The 16,206-nt window shown below is 53.5% G+C and carries 15 protein-coding genes, 1 tRNA gene and 1 pseudogene; 1 reads left to right on the top strand and 16 read right to left on the bottom strand.

Annotated features, from left to right (window positions below; genetic code table 11):
- The 4 genes from BITS_RS09710 to BITS_RS04875 form a co-directional block, all read right to left on the bottom strand.
- Window positions 1-188 (bottom strand): hypothetical protein (locus BITS_RS09710; RefSeq protein ID WP_044259517.1); only part of this gene is annotated, 188 nt, incomplete at its 3' end.
- Between the two features lie 183 nt (window positions 189-371).
- A tRNA-Pro gene (locus tag BITS_RS04885) sits at window positions 372-445 on the bottom strand.
- 260 nt (window positions 446-705) lie between these two features.
- The gene (der, locus tag BITS_RS04880) at window positions 706-2,832 is read right to left on the bottom strand and encodes a bifunctional cytidylate kinase/GTPase Der (RefSeq protein ID WP_026641861.1); all 2,127 of its coding nucleotides are present in this window, start codon (window positions 2,830-2,832) and stop codon (window positions 706-708) included.
- Window positions 2,829-3,602, bottom strand: a complete 774-nt coding sequence (locus tag BITS_RS04875; protein ID WP_026641862.1) for a pseudouridine synthase — start codon at window positions 3,600-3,602, stop codon at window positions 2,829-2,831. Before BITS_RS04875 ends, der begins: the two co-directional genes overlap by 4 nt.
- 200 nt (window positions 3,603-3,802) lie before the next feature.
- Here BITS_RS04875 and BITS_RS04870 point away from each other — a divergent pair, with 200 nt between their 5' ends.
- Window positions 3,803-4,798 (top strand): MIP/aquaporin family protein, encoded by a 996-nt coding sequence (locus BITS_RS04870; protein ID WP_026641863.1) that lies wholly within the window; start codon window positions 3,803-3,805, stop codon window positions 4,796-4,798.
- Window positions 4,799-4,979: 181 nt separating this feature from the next.
- Here BITS_RS04870 and BITS_RS04865 read toward each other — a convergent pair whose 3' ends face one another.
- From BITS_RS04865 to BITS_RS04810, 12 genes and pseudogenes are all read right to left on the bottom strand, one after another.
- Window positions 4,980-5,279, bottom strand: a complete 300-nt coding sequence (locus BITS_RS04865) for a DUF3017 domain-containing protein (protein WP_229774815.1) — start codon at window positions 5,277-5,279, stop codon at window positions 4,980-4,982.
- A 75-nt stretch (window positions 5,280-5,354) separates the two neighbouring features.
- Window positions 5,355-5,855, bottom strand: a complete 501-nt coding sequence (locus BITS_RS04860) for a hypothetical protein (protein ID WP_044259515.1) — start codon at window positions 5,853-5,855, stop codon at window positions 5,355-5,357.
- A gap of 620 nt (window positions 5,856-6,475) precedes the next feature.
- A complete protein-coding gene (gene purH, locus BITS_RS04855; RefSeq protein WP_026641865.1) occupies window positions 6,476-8,125 on the bottom strand; it encodes a bifunctional phosphoribosylaminoimidazolecarboxamide formyltransferase/IMP cyclohydrolase in 1,650 nt (549 codons plus the stop codon).
- Entirely contained in the window at window positions 8,122-9,780 is a 1,659-nt protein-coding gene (locus tag BITS_RS08715) for a cell division protein PerM (RefSeq protein WP_051264325.1), read from the bottom strand. The genes purH and BITS_RS08715 overlap by 4 nt, the downstream gene beginning before the upstream one ends.
- Complete coding sequence (sucD, locus tag BITS_RS04845) at window positions 9,777-10,685, bottom strand: succinate--CoA ligase subunit alpha (protein WP_044259513.1); 909 nt, start codon at window positions 10,683-10,685, stop codon at window positions 9,777-9,779. The genes BITS_RS08715 and sucD overlap by 4 nt, the downstream gene beginning before the upstream one ends.
- Window positions 10,682-11,877 (bottom strand): annotated as a pseudogene (gene sucC, locus BITS_RS04840) (ADP-forming succinate--CoA ligase subunit beta). Before sucC ends, sucD begins: the two are co-directional and overlap by 4 nt.
- Before the next feature lie 38 nt (window positions 11,878-11,915).
- Entirely contained in the window at window positions 11,916-12,497 is a 582-nt protein-coding gene (locus BITS_RS04835; protein ID WP_026641868.1) for an adenine phosphoribosyltransferase, read from the bottom strand.
- Window positions 12,498-12,555: 58 nt separating this feature from the next.
- On the bottom strand, window positions 12,556-12,972 hold the full coding sequence (locus BITS_RS04830; protein ID WP_034533746.1) for a preprotein translocase subunit YajC: 417 nt from the start codon (window positions 12,970-12,972) through the stop codon (window positions 12,556-12,558).
- Between the two features lie 81 nt (window positions 12,973-13,053).
- On the bottom strand, window positions 13,054-14,121 hold the full coding sequence (gene ruvB, locus BITS_RS04825; RefSeq protein ID WP_034533716.1) for a Holliday junction branch migration DNA helicase RuvB: 1,068 nt from the start codon (window positions 14,119-14,121) through the stop codon (window positions 13,054-13,056).
- 10 nt (window positions 14,122-14,131) lie between these two features.
- Window positions 14,132-14,746 (bottom strand): Holliday junction branch migration protein RuvA, encoded by a 615-nt coding sequence (ruvA, locus tag BITS_RS04820; protein WP_026641871.1) that lies wholly within the window; start codon window positions 14,744-14,746, stop codon window positions 14,132-14,134.
- A 35-nt stretch (window positions 14,747-14,781) separates the two neighbouring features.
- The gene (gene ruvC / locus BITS_RS04815; RefSeq protein ID WP_026641872.1) at window positions 14,782-15,363 is read right to left on the bottom strand and encodes a crossover junction endodeoxyribonuclease RuvC; all 582 of its coding nucleotides are present in this window, start codon (window positions 15,361-15,363) and stop codon (window positions 14,782-14,784) included.
- Between the two features lie 3 nt (window positions 15,364-15,366).
- Window positions 15,367-16,122 carry a YebC/PmpR family DNA-binding transcriptional regulator gene (locus BITS_RS04810; protein ID WP_026641873.1) on the bottom strand — a complete coding sequence of 252 codons (756 nt, stop codon included), beginning with the start codon at window positions 16,120-16,122 and terminating at the stop codon, window positions 15,367-15,369.
- Window positions 16,123-16,206 lie beyond the last annotated feature (84 nt).

Below are 16,206 nucleotides of genomic sequence, written 5' to 3'. Positions count from 1 at the left end.
CGCTCCTGGCTGGTGGAAACGCAGTTCACCGACCAGAAATCGAGGAACTCCACAGGCTGGCATGGGAAAGGAGCCCCCAAGGCGCATACGAAACGTTCGGCATACCCAACCGATACGGAACCGGCATCGACTGGAACGAATTCCACACCAGCACCAGATACCCAAACGCCACCGAATAAAACCACCACCAGACACACAATTTGGCCTATAACCCCCGCATTAGACACACATTTTGTCCGTTAACCCTCAAACCACAAACCCCGACTGTGAACGATGTCGCGAAACAGGAGTGAATGATGTCCTGAAACACCACCACAGGAAAACAAAAATGCCCCACGACTTAGTGAATTATGTCGTGGGACATCACAAAGTCGGGCCGGCGGGATTTGAACCCGCGACCCCTTGACCCCCAGTCAAGTGCGCTACCAAACTGCGCTACGGCCCGAACAGTGCAGAAGCACCAAGGGAATAACCTACCATAAGATTTAATTTCCGGCTAGTCGACATGCCGAGCAACTTGGATTCATGACACATATGCAATCCAAAGACATGGGCATCCATCAACTTTGCTTTTCTAGATGCGCATATTCCTCAGCGATAACACAATGAGTGGGGCATATATGGTAACCCATATATGCCCCACTCACCTATATTAAATCGGCCGGAGGGCTTACCAACCCGTGCACACGAAATGCACAACCAGCTCTACTTCCGCCTCTTCTTCTCGCGAATCTTCACCGAGATCTGAATAGGCGTACCTTCGAATCCGAACTCCTCGCGCAAGGAACGCTCGATGAATCGGCGGTAACCATGCTCCAGGAATCCTGTCGCAAATATCGCGAAACGTGGAGGGCGAGTCGATGCCTGCGTAGCAAACAGAATCCTCGGCTGCTTTCCACCGCGCAACGGATGCGGATGCGCTGCCTGAATCTTGCCAAGGAATGCATTGAGCTTACCGGTTGGAATGCGCTTATCCCACGATTCCAAAGCACCTCTCATGGCACGAGACAAACGGTTCGTGTGCCATCCAGTCTTTGCGGAGAGGTTCACACGCTGTGCCCAGGTCACCCGCTCGAATTCAGTGGCCCACAAGCGTTCCATGCGTTGACGGCCGAATTCGTCCATCAAATCCCACTTGTTGAACACCAAAACGATTGCTCGTCCGGCGTCCACAGCCTGGCTCATAACCTTCAAATCCTGATCGGCGATCGGCTGAGAAGCATCGAAGAGTACCAAAGCCAATTCCGAACGCTCAATGGCGGCCTGAGTGCGCAATGAGGAATAGTATTCCGCACCCGAAAGCTTGTGTGCTCTGCGCTTGATACCAGCGGTATCGATGAACAGCCAGTCCTCGCCGTCAACGCGCACGACCTCATCCACAGGATCACGGGTGGTTCCAGCCAGATCATTCACAACAGAACGCTCTTCATGAGCCAACTGATTCAGCAAAGAAGACTTGCCCACATTCGGTCGACCGACCAATGCCACACGACGCAGATGCGAAGGTGTCAAGAATCCAGAAGTCTTCTCTGCTTTGCGCAGGGACTCCATGGCGACATCGAGCAGATCGCCCACTCCCCTGCCGTGCATTGCGGAAACACCGTGGGGCTCACCCAAACCAAGCTTCCAGAACTCAGCGGAAAGGTATTCACTGGCGTGGTCATCGGCCTTGTTCACGGCAACCGTCACCGGCTTGCCAGAAGCCCTCAGCATGGAAACAATGCGCTCATCGGAAGCGGTCAACCCGACCTGACCGTCAACCACCAGAATCACCGCATCAGCCAAAGACACCGCAACCTGTGCCTGCGAAGCGATAGCGGACTCAATGCCCTCAACATCAGCTTCCCAACCACCGGTATCAACCAGCTTGAAATCAGTGCCGGCCCATTCAGCGTCATAACTCACTCGGTCTCGAGTCACTCCAGGAGTATCTTCCACAACCGCAGCGCGACGTCCGAGGATACGGTTCACCAGCGTGGACTTGCCGACATTCGGTCGCCCGACCACAGCCAAAACGCCGACTGCACGAGCCGCGGTCTCATATGACTGTTCACCGCCATCGGATGCCAGCAAAGCCTGATCCTCATCATCCAGCTCATAGCCTTCAAGATTGGCCAGATACTGACGATATTCCTGCTCTTCCAAGGCATTTTCAACGAGCTCGATAAGTGTATCCAAGGATTCCTCGAATGTCATATCCGAGTTATCAACGGTTACCACACCATCGGCAGCGGTCTGGAAGTTCGTGACTTTGGAATCGGCGGCATCGCGTGCGGAAACGCTGTCCGCTCCCACTCCCTTGTGTCTTTGACCGCTGCGACGAGCCTGACGAACCTCTTCACGGGCGGTCAGCAGAATGCGCACCTGCGCATCAGGCGCAACAACCGTGGTGATATCGCGTCCCTCAGCCACAATGCCGGCGCCTTCTGAGAAGGAGTCTTCAGCAGCCTCACGGGCAATATATGCTCGTTGTGCCGCAATGAGCAAGTGGCGGACAGGAATGATATTGGACACTTTGGAGACGTGACTGGAAACCTCGGCACTGCGAATCTCCTCACTGATATCCCGACCATCGATAACCACACGAGGGTTGTCCGGATCCACGCCGATTTCAATATGATCCTCAGTGAAGAGAGCGCCGACGGCTTCGGTAACCGCCTGCTCATCAACCTGTTCAGCATCCAAATCAATGCCCTGGTTCATAACCCACCAGGCGCTTGCACGATACATCGCGCCGGTATCGAGGTATGCCAAACCGAAATACTTGGCCAAAGCCTTGGAGCTTGACGATTTGCCGACTCCAGCAGGCCCATCGATTGCTACTTGAATCACAGTCCCACCGCCTTGGACAGGGAACGAACCTCGGTTTGCGAAAGGATACGGTAGGAACCGGCCTTCAAATCACCCAGCTTGATAGGTCCGATTTGGGTGCGGACCAGTCGACGAACCGGGAAGCCGATAGCCCCGAAAATGCGGCGCACAATGCGGTTCTTGCCCGAATGCAGCACCACCTTGACCAAGGTGACATCTCGGTGGGAATCGATTATTGCGCAATGGTCCAGCTTGATCCAGCCATCGTCCAATTGCACGCCTTGCGTAACCAGTCGGCGGCAGATGGTGCCGCTGATCTTGCCGTCAAGCGTTGCGATATAGGTCTTTTCGACCTCGTACTTTGGATGCATGACATGCTGGCTCAATTCACCATCATTGGTCATCAGAATAAGACCCTCGGAATCGTAATCCAAGCGTCCCATATGGAAAATACGTTCATATTTGTCACCGACGATGTCACGCAAAGTGAAACGGCCCTTGGGGTCGTCCATGGTGCTGAGCACCTTCTTGGGCTTGTTCAAAGCCAGGGTCACATGATTCGGGTTCAAGCGGACTCGTGAACCATCCACGCGAATCTGCTGACGTGAAGGATCGACACGGGTACCCAACTCGGTTACCAATGCGCCGTCAACTTCCACGCGGCCGTCAGTGATTATTTCCTCGCACTTACGGCGAGATCCGAATCCAGCCTGGGCAAGAAGCTTCTGCAGGCGAATTCCTTCGTTATTGGTGTCATGCGCTTTGGCAGCGCGAGAATAAGCGTTTGGCATCGTTCTCCCAACGTGGCCGTGCAACGGTAACTTCCGTTGTCAAATTGCTATATCTGAAATCAGATGCGCCATTCCTAGCATGATGCTGATCTGAAGCACATCTCATTAGGAAATTGTAACAGGTGGCTCAGATTCTGCTGGTAGTATGGCAGTCGTTTGGCAGGTGCTCCTGACGACAACAACACAAAAAAAGGAAAATTATGAGTGAATCACAGTCCCGCCAAGGGGCGATAGCGTCTCAGCAACCATTGGCGGTACGCGTTGGAGCCGAATTCGCAGGAAGCTTCTTCGTCTGCTTTGCAATCTATATGATGTATTCGATCTCAGCGATCTTGTTCGGCGTGAATATGCCATTCTATGTTCTGGCCACGGCCTTGGCATATGCCGCCGTTACGGCCATGTTCAGCAAGATCTCGGGCGGCCAGATCAACCCTGCGGTCACCATCGCTTCCATGCTGACCAATGCCACCGCAGTGCTCGACGGCATTCTCTACATCATCGCTCAGGTATTGGGCGCAACCGCAGCAGCAGCGGTTCTGCGCTTTATCCTGCCTACCAATGACACAGTCACCTTGAAGACCTGGTTCTCCACCGCGGTCAACGGTTTTGATTCTGCCTCGCCGACCTATTCCATCCTGTCCAGCGCCAATATCAACTTCGGCGTCACCATGGCGATTGTCGCCGAATTGATTGCAGGCTTGATCATTGTCGGCACGGCACTGCGCACTTCCGGCGCTCATTGCCACGGTGCGGGTTCACATGCACGCGCATGGTCAATCGGCGCAGCTTACGGCGTTGCCACCACCATCACCTATCCAATTACTGGCGCAGCGCTGAATCCAGCCCGTTCTACCGGTATCGCCTTGCTTGGCATGAACGCGGACCTCACCCAGAATCCTGTGGAGCAACTGTGGGTGTTCTGGATTTGCCCGGTTCTGGCCGCAGCCATTGTGTCATTGGTCGTCATCGTCGCACGCATGATTGCTTCCAATGCAACTCGTCCAACCAATGCGGTTGCAGTTGACGCATCGCAATCCGTTGAAGCGGCAGATGAAACTGCAAGCGAAGAAACCGAAATAGCAGATTCGGAAGATGCCGGTACTGATAACGGAAACGAAACGACAAACCAGGCTGAGTCCCCTGTTGCCGAAGACAATGACGGCGCTCAGGCTGATGATGCGGATGCTACGAAATAATCCGTGAATACATTTGGTTTATCCGATACGCATTTGGCGGTGTGCTCACCAGTAGCACACCGCCAAATTGTTTGTAATTCACAGATATCACCAAGCTTCATGTAAAGAAGCATTTCGATATTGGAACCTGTGAAGCTTTATCTAGAGCAACGATTCGATGCTGAATCCTGTAAAGCCTTAACTACAGCAGCAATCGAATACTGAAATACGTAATCAAAAGTCCGATACCCAGGCATATGCAGATAAAAGCATCGAATGCCGCAGAACGCACCTTCCAAGGACTGCGTTCACGAAGGATAACCCTCATCACACCTAGCGCAATGGCCGTCACAGAAATGATAATCGTGGCGGCCATTCCCTGCCTCAAAAATGCCAGCAACGCGCTTGCAACCACAATTGCGGCGACAGCCCATTCAACAACCGGCTTACCTTCATGCGCCTCAGACACCAACGGCTTATCGTTCTCGTTCACCAGCTCCATATGCCTTTCTGCATTCCCCAAAACGATGCGATGCCGCCAGTCTTCCCAGACCTATCACTGAGCTCCGGTAATGACCTAGACTTCCGGCATCGCCCGTAGTACGGTGCTTGTATCGTACTCGCCGCGAATGACGAAGTAGGAACCCCTGATCGTTCCTGCCAACTTCGAACGCTGACGTGCGAATTTGAATTTCCCTTCCAATGATGCCGGAACATCCATTCCGTCACTCAGTTTGAAACCAACCGCACGCTTGCCATCGGATTCCAAGGAGTACAACACATTTATGGATAACCCGCTCTTGTAGAAGACATAGGCACACACCACGCCTTCCACTTCAAAGGCGCTGACTTCCAAGGGCTCATCGGTGATCTCCAAATCACGTTCTTGGAGGATCGCATTGACCCACTGCACGATCTGAGGCGCTTCCTGTGCCGGAACGGTGACAACTGTGTGCTTGAACTTATTAAAGAAGTACCGAGACTCATTGGCCCGCAGACCTGCCAAAGCCTGCGCAACCGGAGAGCTTTCCAATCCTTCAGCGCTCACGGTCTTGAAATCCACGACCCGTATGGCCATCTCGACTCCCTTAATACCAGCTATATTCCTCTGAACAGTCTAGTGCCTGAGTGTCTGCTGAATATGCTGCGGCACAGTGAGATATCACACACGACATACGCGATTCTCGACTATGCAAAACCCATCGGATATGCATGCACTACGAACTCGTGGGCTTTCTCCGAGGATGGTTGTTGTCATAAAGGATATAGAGCAAGAAAAAGTTGAGAAATATCAAAGCCCCTGACTTGCAATGTACTGAACCGCACTCCGTTTGCCGGTCTGAACAAATTCAGATCCGCTAATCGGGGTTGCGGTTCAGTACCAAGTCAGGGGCTTTGAGGGAGGAATGATCAGAGGAGGCATAAAAGGCATAAGAGGCAGCACGGCAAGCATAGCCAGAACAATAGGCTTAGCCAGAACATCCAGAACAACAGGTTTAGCCAGAACAATAGTCTGCATAACAGAACATCCAGATATTCATATGCATTGCATGTCTGCTGAATAAGGGGCTCGGTCTGTTCATGACTGCATCTCTTACTCAGCAGACTCCTCAGTCCTTGAGTCCTCAGTGCTCAATCCTGAGTCCTGAGTGCAGACTTCTCAGTCCTCCTCAGTCCTCCGCGCTCAGTCCTCGGCGGTCAGTGGAAGAAGTGGCGAGTACCAGTGACATACATGGTGACATCCGCCTTGCGTGCCGCATCAAATACCTCTTCGTCACGGATGGAACCACCTGGCTGAACGATAGCGGAAACACCTGCATCGATCAGGATCTGGGCGCCGTCGGCGAACGGGAAGAATGCGTCAGATGCCGCGACTGCACCCTTGGTTCGGTTTGCACCATCAGCCAAAGTGTTCGCACGTTCGACCGAAAGGTTGCACGAATCCACACGGTTGACCTGGCCCATGCCAATGCCAACGGTCGCCTGATCGTGAGCCAGCAGAATGGCATTGGACTTTACGCAGCGAATTGCACGCCATGCGAATTCCAAGTCACGCAGAGTGGCATCATCCGCGGCCTTGCCGGAAACCAGTGTCCAATTCTTTGGATCATCCCCGGCAGCATCGATCTTGTCTTCGGACTGCACCAAAAGGCCGCCATCGATTTCACGGAATTGTGCGGTTGTCTGCGGCTGCTTGGCCACTTTGAGAATACGCAGATTCTTCTTCTTGGTTTGCAGCAATTCCAAAGCTTCAGGCTCATAATCGGGAGCCACGATGACTTCGGTGAAGATCGGACGAACACTCTGCGCCATTTCCAAGGTCACCATAGTATTTGCAGCGATCACACCGCCGTAAGCGCTCATCGGATCGCATGCATGTGCCTTGGCATGTGCCTCGGCCGCGGTGGCACCGATTGCCAGGCCGCATGGATTATTGTGCTTCACCACTGCGACTGCGATTTGAGGGGCGAAATCCCAAACTGCACGCCAAGCGGCATCGGCATCAACGTAATTGTTATAGCTCATTGGCTTGCCACCCAGCTGCTGAGCATGGGCGAAACCGTCACGATTCAGTGGATCGAGATACAAAGCCGCTTTCTGATGAGGATTCTCGCCATATCGCAGCACATGCGCACGGTCCCAGGTACGGGTGAACGCTGCAGGGAATAGCGGAGACTCGGTCCTGCCCTCTTCTGCGGTGTCGGTTGATTCAGCGCCATTGGGCTTGCTGTCGATGCTGTCAGGGCGCGGCCAGTGCTTGGCAGTCCATTCACTGATCGTGGCATCATATGCGGCGGTATGCGCATAGGCCTTTGCTGCCAGCCAACGACGCTCTTCCAAGGTGAATCCCTCACCGTCGGCAACGCGTTGCGCAACCAGTGCGTAATCCTTTGGATCGGTCACGATCGCAACCGTCGCGCTGTTCTTTGCAGCACCACGAACCATTGAAGGACCACCGATATCGATCTTTTCAATGACATCCGCTTCCCCTGCGCCAGAACGGACGGTGTCGGCGAAGGGATACAAATTGACGACGACCAAGTCAAATGGCTTGATTCCCAGTTCTTTCAATTGGGCAGCATGCTCGTCATTGGTCATATCGGCAAGGATGCCGGCATGAATATGCGGATCCAAGGTCTTGACTCGTCCATCCAGGCTTTCCGGGAAACCGGTGACTTCACTGACCTCGGTAACATTGACACCGAGCTCTGCCAACTTCTTGGCCGTCGATCCGGTGGATACGACCTCGGTTCCCGCATTAATGAAGGCCTGAGCAAGTACCTCAATACCCTCCTTGTGGAAGACAGATACCAGTGCGCGTCGAAGTGGACGCTGTGTATTCGTCATTCTGCTGAATCCTCCTTGGAATGCGGCGCCGAATTCACGACGCGCGGTGTTATTCGAGCATCTTCGGAATCGATGCCGGAACGTTGATCGGGGTTGGTGGATCGGATCGAGGCACTACTCCTCGATGTTCTTGGAACTGCCTTAACCGGAGTATTGTTTCGCTCATGCGCCTTGCCCTGGCGAATTCTCGCCACCGCCCAGCGTACAGCGAATACGAGTGCCACCGCAATGACGGAAATAAGCCATGCGGCCAGCAATCCTCCTATTGTGGGGCGTCCCAAAACTTGAGTTGATGCCACGACGTCCACACCGACGTGTGCCAATCTTCCTGTGCCCAAAGCGCCGTTGGACAAGGAGAAAATCAGAGAAGAAAGAACCGCAACAATGCCTCCGGCAAGGCAGAACGCGCCTACAGGATAGGCGAAATCCGAGATGAGTTCGGTCAACAGCTGCACATATGCAGGTTGTTGCGCAACAGATTCATCAGTTCGGCTGCTGTCGTCGGTTCGATCGGCATGGGCCGCAAATCCGGTCTGAACTCCGGTGACACTGCGCGCGGACTCATCGCTTCGGCTGGTTTTCTCGGATGGCAATGCTGTGTCATCTTCCGAAAAGTGTTTCCGCTGCTTGGACAAGCGACTCTTGGTTTTCGTTGACGCTACTCGCCCGCGGGATTCACGGGATTGATGAACCGCGTCGGCGGTCTGACCCGCGGACCTGCGCACTGCAAATCCACGCTTGAACCAAAGTGCCGCCAGTCCCGCAAGGATGCAGATAACCAACGGGGCAACTAGCAATGCCATGCGCATGACATCGTTATTCACTGCCTGCGGGAACAATCCAAAGATGGGTATTGGAGGCATGGACGAGCCTTGGCCTGTCCATAATGTGAAGGATGCCAGCTCTCCTATTGCGAAGCCGCCACCAAAAACCCAGGAAACCGCCCAGATGATGATGTTGGGCAGCCACACCAGCGTACTGATCGTTGTGAGAATGCGCGATCCCGTACCCATATTCAGCAGGCCGAAGAGATTGCCCATGGCTCTGTAATTGAGTATCGTCCAAACGATGAGGGCAATCACTCCGGCCAGCAGATACAAGGCTTCGATGCTCATACCAAGCACAATACCAATGCGCAGCGTTCGCCGAAGCTGTTCCGAAATGCGACTTCTCACCAAAGCAACGATCTTGCCCACTAGTTCGGAGGAAGGCAGTGCCGCGCAGGCAAAGCCAATGGTGTACACCACGGCTGTCTTGAGGAGCACAAGCCATGTGCTGTCGTTGAGCACAACTGGCACTCCTTGAATAAAGGCCCAATTCAACAGTGACCACGTAACCAAACCAGAGACATATGCAACCACACTGGTTGACATGCGTTTCGCAAGCGAGGCGATCAACGCAATCAACAGCATCGTGAGCATCAATGGGGTTATGGTCAGGGAGAAGGAATCCGTATGAAAACCACTACCCTGACTGAGCAAAACCACTGCTTGTGTCAATAGCAAAGCCGATTGTGACATGCTATCGACACCGACTTCCATAGTGATCACCAGCAGGGTGAGCGCCAGGAAAAATCCCAATGCGACTGCATACACCAACATAACCACCGCTGCAGTGGCTATGCCTTTGAAGAGGTGCGTGATCCTATTGTTCATAGCTGTGGCAGAGTGTCCAGCACCTTACGCATCAAAGCTGCAGCCTGTCCTGGTGTGCGTCCCACTGGGATTCCGGCTGCTTCCAATGCTTCCTTCTTGTCTTGTGCTGTGCCTTTTCCTGCAGAAACTATGGCACCGGCATGTCCCATTTGCTTGCCTTCAGGAGCGGTGAAACCAGCGATATAAGCCACAACCGGCTTGGTCATATGCTCATGAGCCATTGCGCAGCCTCTTGCTCGGCATTGCCCGCCGATTTCGCCGATCATCACGACTGCCTTGGTGCTCTCGTCCTGTTCAAAAGCCTCCAATGCCTCGGTAAGCGTCGTGCCCACAATCGGATCGCCACCTGCGCCAAGGCACGCCGTGAAGCCGATATCGGCAAGTTCCCCCATCAATTGGTAGGTAAGGGTTCCCGATTTGGAGACCAGTCCCAATGGACCGCGCGAGACGATACCGTCCGGAATGATGCCAAGATTGACGCCCTTGGCATCGGAGTTCGCAGACAACGTCATCAGGCCTGGGCAGTTCGGTCCGACTATGCGCACTCCTTCGCGCATTGCCAACTCAACCACATAAGCGGTGTCTGCAACAGGAATGCCTTCGGTGATGACGACGATCAAGCCGATTCCCGCTTCGATTGCCTCCACAATGGCACCTTTGGCGAAACGAGGAGGGACGAAGACCACGCTGGCCTTGGCTCCGGTGTGTTCCTTGGCTTCAGTGCAATCGGCGTACACAGGAATCTGCTTGCCGTCGAAATCGACTGTTGTGCCGGATTTTCGTGGATTGACCCCGCCGACGATATTCGTTCCGGCAGCCAACATGCGTGCGGTATGGGTCATGCCTTGGTGACCGGTCATGCCTTGAACGATTACTGGTGCACCGTCTTCAATAAACAGTGTCATCGACGTGCCTCCTTCGCGGTTGCAGCGAGACGTACCGCTTCCTGTGCTGCTTCTTCCATGGTGTCGCATACATGCAGCTCGAACGCCGTGAATCATTGAGAATGCGCAGACCCTCCTGCGACGCATTGCCATCGAAACGAACAATGATGGGCTTGGACTCCCCAAGTTCGTCAAGAGCCGCCAAGATGCCATTGGCCACCTGCTCGCATGAAGTGATGCCGCCATAGACATTGACGAATACTGATTCGACTTGCGGATCCGACATAACGATACTCAGGCTGTGACGCATAACATCCACCGATGCACCACCGCCGATATCAAGGAAGTTCGCAGGCGCGATATCATTGCCCTGATCCTTTCCGGCATCGGACACGGCATCAAGCGAGCTCATCACCAATCCAGCACCATTGCCAATGACACCGACTTCACCGGTCAGATGTACATAGTGCAATCCATGCTGGCGTGCCTGAGCCTCGAACGGGTCGCTATGGACAGGATCAGCGAAACGTTGCCAACCATCATGTCTGAAGGCGGCATTGTCATCCAAAGAGATCTTCGCATCCAACGCACACAGGGATTTGGATGATTCGTCATCCGGATCGCCAATCTTCGCCAACGGATTGATTTCAACCAAAGTCGCGTCATTGTCTTTGAAGCATTGCCACATATTGAGCAATATCTGTGCAGCTTGATCCACATCAGCGTGATAAAAACCGATATTTCGCGCCATGGTCGTGGCCGCCTCAAGATCAAAATCCTCCAGAGCGCCGATATGGAGTCTCTTCACGGATTCAGGATGTTCTTTGGCGATCACTTCGACCTCAGTGCCGCCATTGGCCGTTGCCAATACGTCAAAATCCCTTGATGATCGATCCACCGATATCGAAACATAATATTCGTGGATGATATTCTTTGCTTCGGCAACCAGTAATCCACTCACTTTGTGGCCATGAATGGTCATGGGGAAAATTTCTTCAGAAGTCAAAATCGCATCATCACGATCCTTGACCACCTTGACGCCACCTGCCTGACCGCGGTGGCCGATTTTCACCTGCGCCTTCAGTACACAGGGGAAACCCAGTTGCTCAGCCGCCTGATCGACCTCATGCGAATTCTGAGCGAAAATCGCCTTGGGTGTCGGAATGCCATGCTCTTCAAGCAGCTCTCTGGCCTGGTACTCATATAAATCCATAACACCCTCCCTTTCGGGTTATTCAATTCTTTCCATCATCACGCCGGCATAATCATCAATGCACTGCAAGGATATTGGCTCAGGTTTTCTACACCTTCCAGACCTGACAGTTCCATGACAAAGCTAAATCCTGCCACTGTCCCTTGGCAGCGTTCAATAAGGTCTGCTGCTGCCTTTGCAGTTCCGCCGGTTGCAATGAGATCGTCGACAATAAGCACGCGATCTCCGGACTTGATGGCTGTTGTTTCCACTTCGACAGCAGCCTTGCCGTATTCCAGAGTATATTCCTCGGAAACGGTCTCAGGTGGCAGTTTGCCCGCTTTGCGGACTGCCAAGAAACCTTTTCCTAGACGAGCGGCTAGGGCTGGACCGATAAGAAAACCACGAGCTTCCAACCCCGCCACAACATCAAATTCATCGGCTGCCACAGGAAGAGCGGCAATCAATGCATCGATCAGCAACTTCAATCCACGCGCATCAGCCAGCACTGGCATAAAATCCCTGAACAAAATACCGGCTTTGGGGAAATCAGGTATGGACCGAACCAAGGAAATCAAGTAATCTGCATCTTCACTATCGATGTGCTTCAATGCCTTCACACTGATATCCGATGTTGCCATTTATCTACCTTGTCTCAATCAAGTACTGCCGTCGAATGAAGTGTTTATGCCTATGCGTTCAGAACTGCTCTGAAGGGGACTTTGCCTCTTCTTCGACAGTTCCCTCTTCGGCATCTTCAGAAGAAGCCTCGATTGCCACCTGATCCGCAACATTGTCCTCATCGATCGATTCCTGAGGGGAATCGTTGTCATCGGTCAATGGGTTGCCATCCTCGTCCACTTCGTCATCGCTGACATATGCCGGACGGGTGTACGCCTTGTTGACTGCACGGAAAGCAAATCGAAGCAGCGAACCCTCCGAGTCGATAACGATCTCTTCGTACTGAGTATCGACGGAAACGACCTTGCCGATGATGCCACCAATGGTGATGACCTCGGTGCCCGGTTCCAATGACTCGCGGAAATCACGCAAATCGCTCTCCTGCTTACGGGCATTGCGAGACTGCCAGATCATCAAGCCCACCATGGCGACCATGACAACAATAAGAATGACTTCCACAAGAACTCCTAACGATTGCAGGCACAGATTTGTGCCACAGTGATCCAGAGCAAAATACTAGAATAGCTTGCTGACATCATCCTGAGGTTCAATGCCCAGATGCTGCCAAGCTTTCATGGTGGCCACACGTCCTTTCGGCGTACGGACCAGGAATCCTTCACGCACGAGATATGGCTCGCTCACCGTCTCCACCGTTTCGGATTCTTCGCCAACCATGGCTGACAGATTATTCAACCCGACAGGACCACCGTTGAAATTATTGACTATTGCCTTGAGCACGGCAATATCAAGTCGATCCAAGCCCTCTGAATCAATCTGATACAACGACAGTGCATCACTGACCGCCTGCGGATCCACCGATTCGAGATCGTGCACAATCGCCCAGTCGCGCACGCGACGCAATAATCTATTGGCGATTCGTGGTGTTCCACGCGAACGAAGAGAAAGTTGCTGTGCCGAGCCATCTTCCAGCTTGACGCCGAGAACAGCCGCCGACCGTTCGATCAGCTTCTCAAGCTCTTCATGCGGATAATAGTCAAGATGTGCCGTGAAGCCGAACCTCGCACGCAAAGGAGACGGAAGCATTCCCTCCCTCGTGGTCGCACCGATGACCGTGAAACGCGGCAAAGTCAAAGGGATCGAGGACGCACCCGGCCCCTTGCCCACCATGACGTCCACACGGAAATCCTCCATGGCGATGTACAGCAGTTCCTCCGCCGCTCGGGGCAAACGATGAATCTCATCGATGAAAAGTACTTCTCCGGCATCGAGCGAACTCAGGATCGAAGCAAGGTCGCCCGCATGCTGAATCGCAGGCCCTGAGGTAACTCGAATTGAAACGCCTAGTTCGTTGGCCACGATCATGGCCAATGTGGTCTTACCCAGTCCAGGAGGGCCCGCCAGCAAAATATGATCCGGAGGCACTTCCCTTTTGCGGGCGGCGTCCAAAAACAGCTGCAGTTGAGCCTTCAACTGAGGCTGGCCGATGAAGCCTTCCAGAGCCTGCGGTCGGAGTTCCTCATCGCTGAGGCTTTCACCGCCCAAGGGCTGGGAAGACACCATCCTCAATGATTCTTCATTGGCACCGGTATTGGCATTATTCATGCCGAACGCTCCAGGTTCCATAGGAGAATGTTCACCTTCCTCGATCAAGTGAAGTCAATGCCAATTTCAGCGCCTTGGGAATATCCGAATCGGCAAGAGGCAGTTCGATACCCGCTGATTCGCAAACCGACAACACGGCATGTTCGGCATCGTGTTCACGCCATCCCAACGATACCAAACCTTCCACAACTTGCTTTAGACCCTGATCAACGATGCGATTCTCGGTGGAGCCGCCTTCAACCTGCGAAAAGTCAATACTACCCTTGAGCTCAAGAATGATTTTTTGTGCACCTTTTTTGCCGATTCCCTGCGCCCGGGTCAATGCAGTCGTGTCACCGTCAGACACTGCCCGTGCAAGTTGTTCAGGACTGAGTGCCGACAACAACGACAATGCCGCCTTGGGTCCGACCCCACTGACCTTTTGCAATCGTGCAAACATGCGTTTGGAAGGGAGTGTAAGGAAACCGTACAGCGTCATGGCATCCTGTGAAACACTCAACGAAGTGTGCACACGCACTTCTTGGCCCGCATGCATTGCGGAAAGATCGGAAGAAGGCATGCGCACTTCAAAGCCCACGCCGGACACTTCGATCAAAGCCATCGCGGTGTCAACCGCCTCGACATGGCCGTTCAGCGTTCCTATCATAGCCATCCTAACTATTCGAACATCTGTTCGATATGTTACATGCCTCTGTTGACACCGTGCCGGCGATTGGCTTTCTGCGAGGCTTCAGCCCACTGCCTCTGAGCAGGAGTCAGATGCTGTTCGCGCTCACCGCCTTGCAATGCGCCTGCAGGCCTGAGCGCATGACATATCGCCTGTGCCAAAGCATCAGCCGCATCAGCTGGAGTCGGCATGGTATTGAGATTGAGCAATCGCATAACCATACGCTCGACCTGTATCTTCTGCGCCTGTCCGTTACCTGTGATGGCCAATTTCGCCTCGGTAGGCGTATGCAGCGCCACTGGAATACCGCGCTGAGCTGCGGCGAGCATTGCCATTCCGGCCGCCTGTGCCGTACCAAGCACGGTATTGCGGTTCTCCTGTGCAAACACACGTTCGATAGAAACCGTATCCGGTACGAATCTGTCGAGTTTTTCGCATATTCCGTCATAAATGCGCAACAAGCGCAGGTCTTGCGAGGTATGCGGATCAGATCGAATCACATCAACGTGAATAAACGAAAGCCGGCGGGATACGCCGGCTTCCACCACTCCGATCCCGCACCGTGTCAGTCCGGGGTCGACGCCGAGAATAAGCATTGGCTACTCGGCATCCAACTGTTCCATGACTTCATCCGAAGCCGTCCAGTTGCTGTAGATATTCTGCACATCGTCCAGATCGTCGAGGTTGTCGATCAAACGGGACACCTTCTGTGCATCTTCGAGGCTGAGTTCGACCTCATTCTTCGGAATCATGACCAAATCGGCAGAATCATAGTCGATATTGGCTTCCTGAAGAGCCTTGCGAACGGTGATCATATCGCTTGGATCGGTGATGACGGAGAACACCTCACCATCGTCGGTCACGTCTTCTGCACCTGCTTCGGCTGCCAATTCGAACAGCTTGTCGAAATCCACACCTTCTGAAGGAACGACGATCTGACCCTTGCGCTCGAAGTTGAAGCTCACGGATCCGGTGGTTGCCAAGGAGCCGTTTCCCTTGGTCAAGGTGGAACGCACCTCAGCGGCGGCGCGGTTACGGTTATCGGTCAAGCATTCGATGATGAGACCGATTCCAGCGGGAGCGTAGCCCTCATAGACGATTTCTTCATAGTTCGCGGCGCCAGCCTCTTCTCCGGAGCCACGCTTGACAGCACGCTTGATGTTATCGGCCGGCATAGAAGCCTTCTTTGCCTTGACGATTGCATCGTACAGCGTCGGATTGCCATCCGGATCGCCGCCACCGGTACGCGCTGCAATTTCAATGTTCTTGATCAGCTTGGCAAACAGCTTGCCACGCTTGGCGTCAATGGCGGCCTTCTTATGCTTGGTGGTCGCCCACTTGGAATGCCCTGACATAATGCTCCTAGCACGTATACGAATTAATAAACGTGATGATTTTAATGCGCTTTGGCGACAAGACATTGTATATGTATTGGATGT

Source organism: Bifidobacterium tsurumiense (assembly GCF_000741765.1).
In the GTDB taxonomy this organism is placed as follows: Bacteria; Actinomycetota; Actinomycetes; order Actinomycetales; family Bifidobacteriaceae; genus Bifidobacterium; species Bifidobacterium tsurumiense.
Note: the sequence above shows the minus strand (reverse complement) of the source record. Positions and strands in the feature narration are given on the sequence as shown.

Coding starts and splice junctions, on each gene's coding strand:
- BITS_RS08715 (WP_051264325.1), bottom strand. CDS start 9,780: ATGAACAATAGGATCACGCACCTCTTCAAAGGCATAGCCACTGCAGCG.
- BITS_RS04830 (WP_034533746.1), bottom strand. CDS start 12,972: ATGGTCGCCATGGTGGGCTTGATGATCTGGCAGTCTCGCAATGCCCGT.
- BITS_RS04875 (WP_026641862.1), bottom strand. CDS start 3,602: ATGCCAAACGCTTATTCTCGCGCTGCCAAAGCGCATGACACCAATAAC.
- BITS_RS04865 (WP_229774815.1), bottom strand. CDS start 5,279: ATGGAGCTGGTGAACGAGAACGATAAGCCGTTGGTGTCTGAGGCGCAT.
- BITS_RS04870 (WP_026641863.1), top strand. CDS start 3,803: ATGAGTGAATCACAGTCCCGCCAAGGGGCGATAGCGTCTCAGCAACCA.
- ruvC (WP_026641872.1), bottom strand. CDS start 15,363: ATGCTTATTCTCGGCGTCGACCCCGGACTGACACGGTGCGGGATCGGA.
- BITS_RS04835 (WP_026641868.1), bottom strand. CDS start 12,497: ATGGCAACATCGGATATCAGTGTGAAGGCATTGAAGCACATCGATAGT.
- sucD (WP_044259513.1), bottom strand. CDS start 10,685: ATGACACTGTTTATTGAAGACGGTGCACCAGTAATCGTTCAAGGCATG.
- purH (WP_026641865.1), bottom strand. CDS start 8,125: ATGACGAATACACAGCGTCCACTTCGACGCGCACTGGTATCTGTCTTC.
- BITS_RS04860 (WP_044259515.1), bottom strand. CDS start 5,855: ATGGCCATACGGGTCGTGGATTTCAAGACCGTGAGCGCTGAAGGATTG.
- ruvB (WP_034533716.1), bottom strand. CDS start 14,121: ATGGAACCTGGAGCGTTCGGCATGAATAATGCCAATACCGGTGCCAAT.
- ruvA (WP_026641871.1), bottom strand. CDS start 14,746: ATGATAGGAACGCTGAACGGCCATGTCGAGGCGGTTGACACCGCGATG.
- BITS_RS04810 (WP_026641873.1), bottom strand. CDS start 16,122: ATGTCAGGGCATTCCAAGTGGGCGACCACCAAGCATAAGAAGGCCGCC.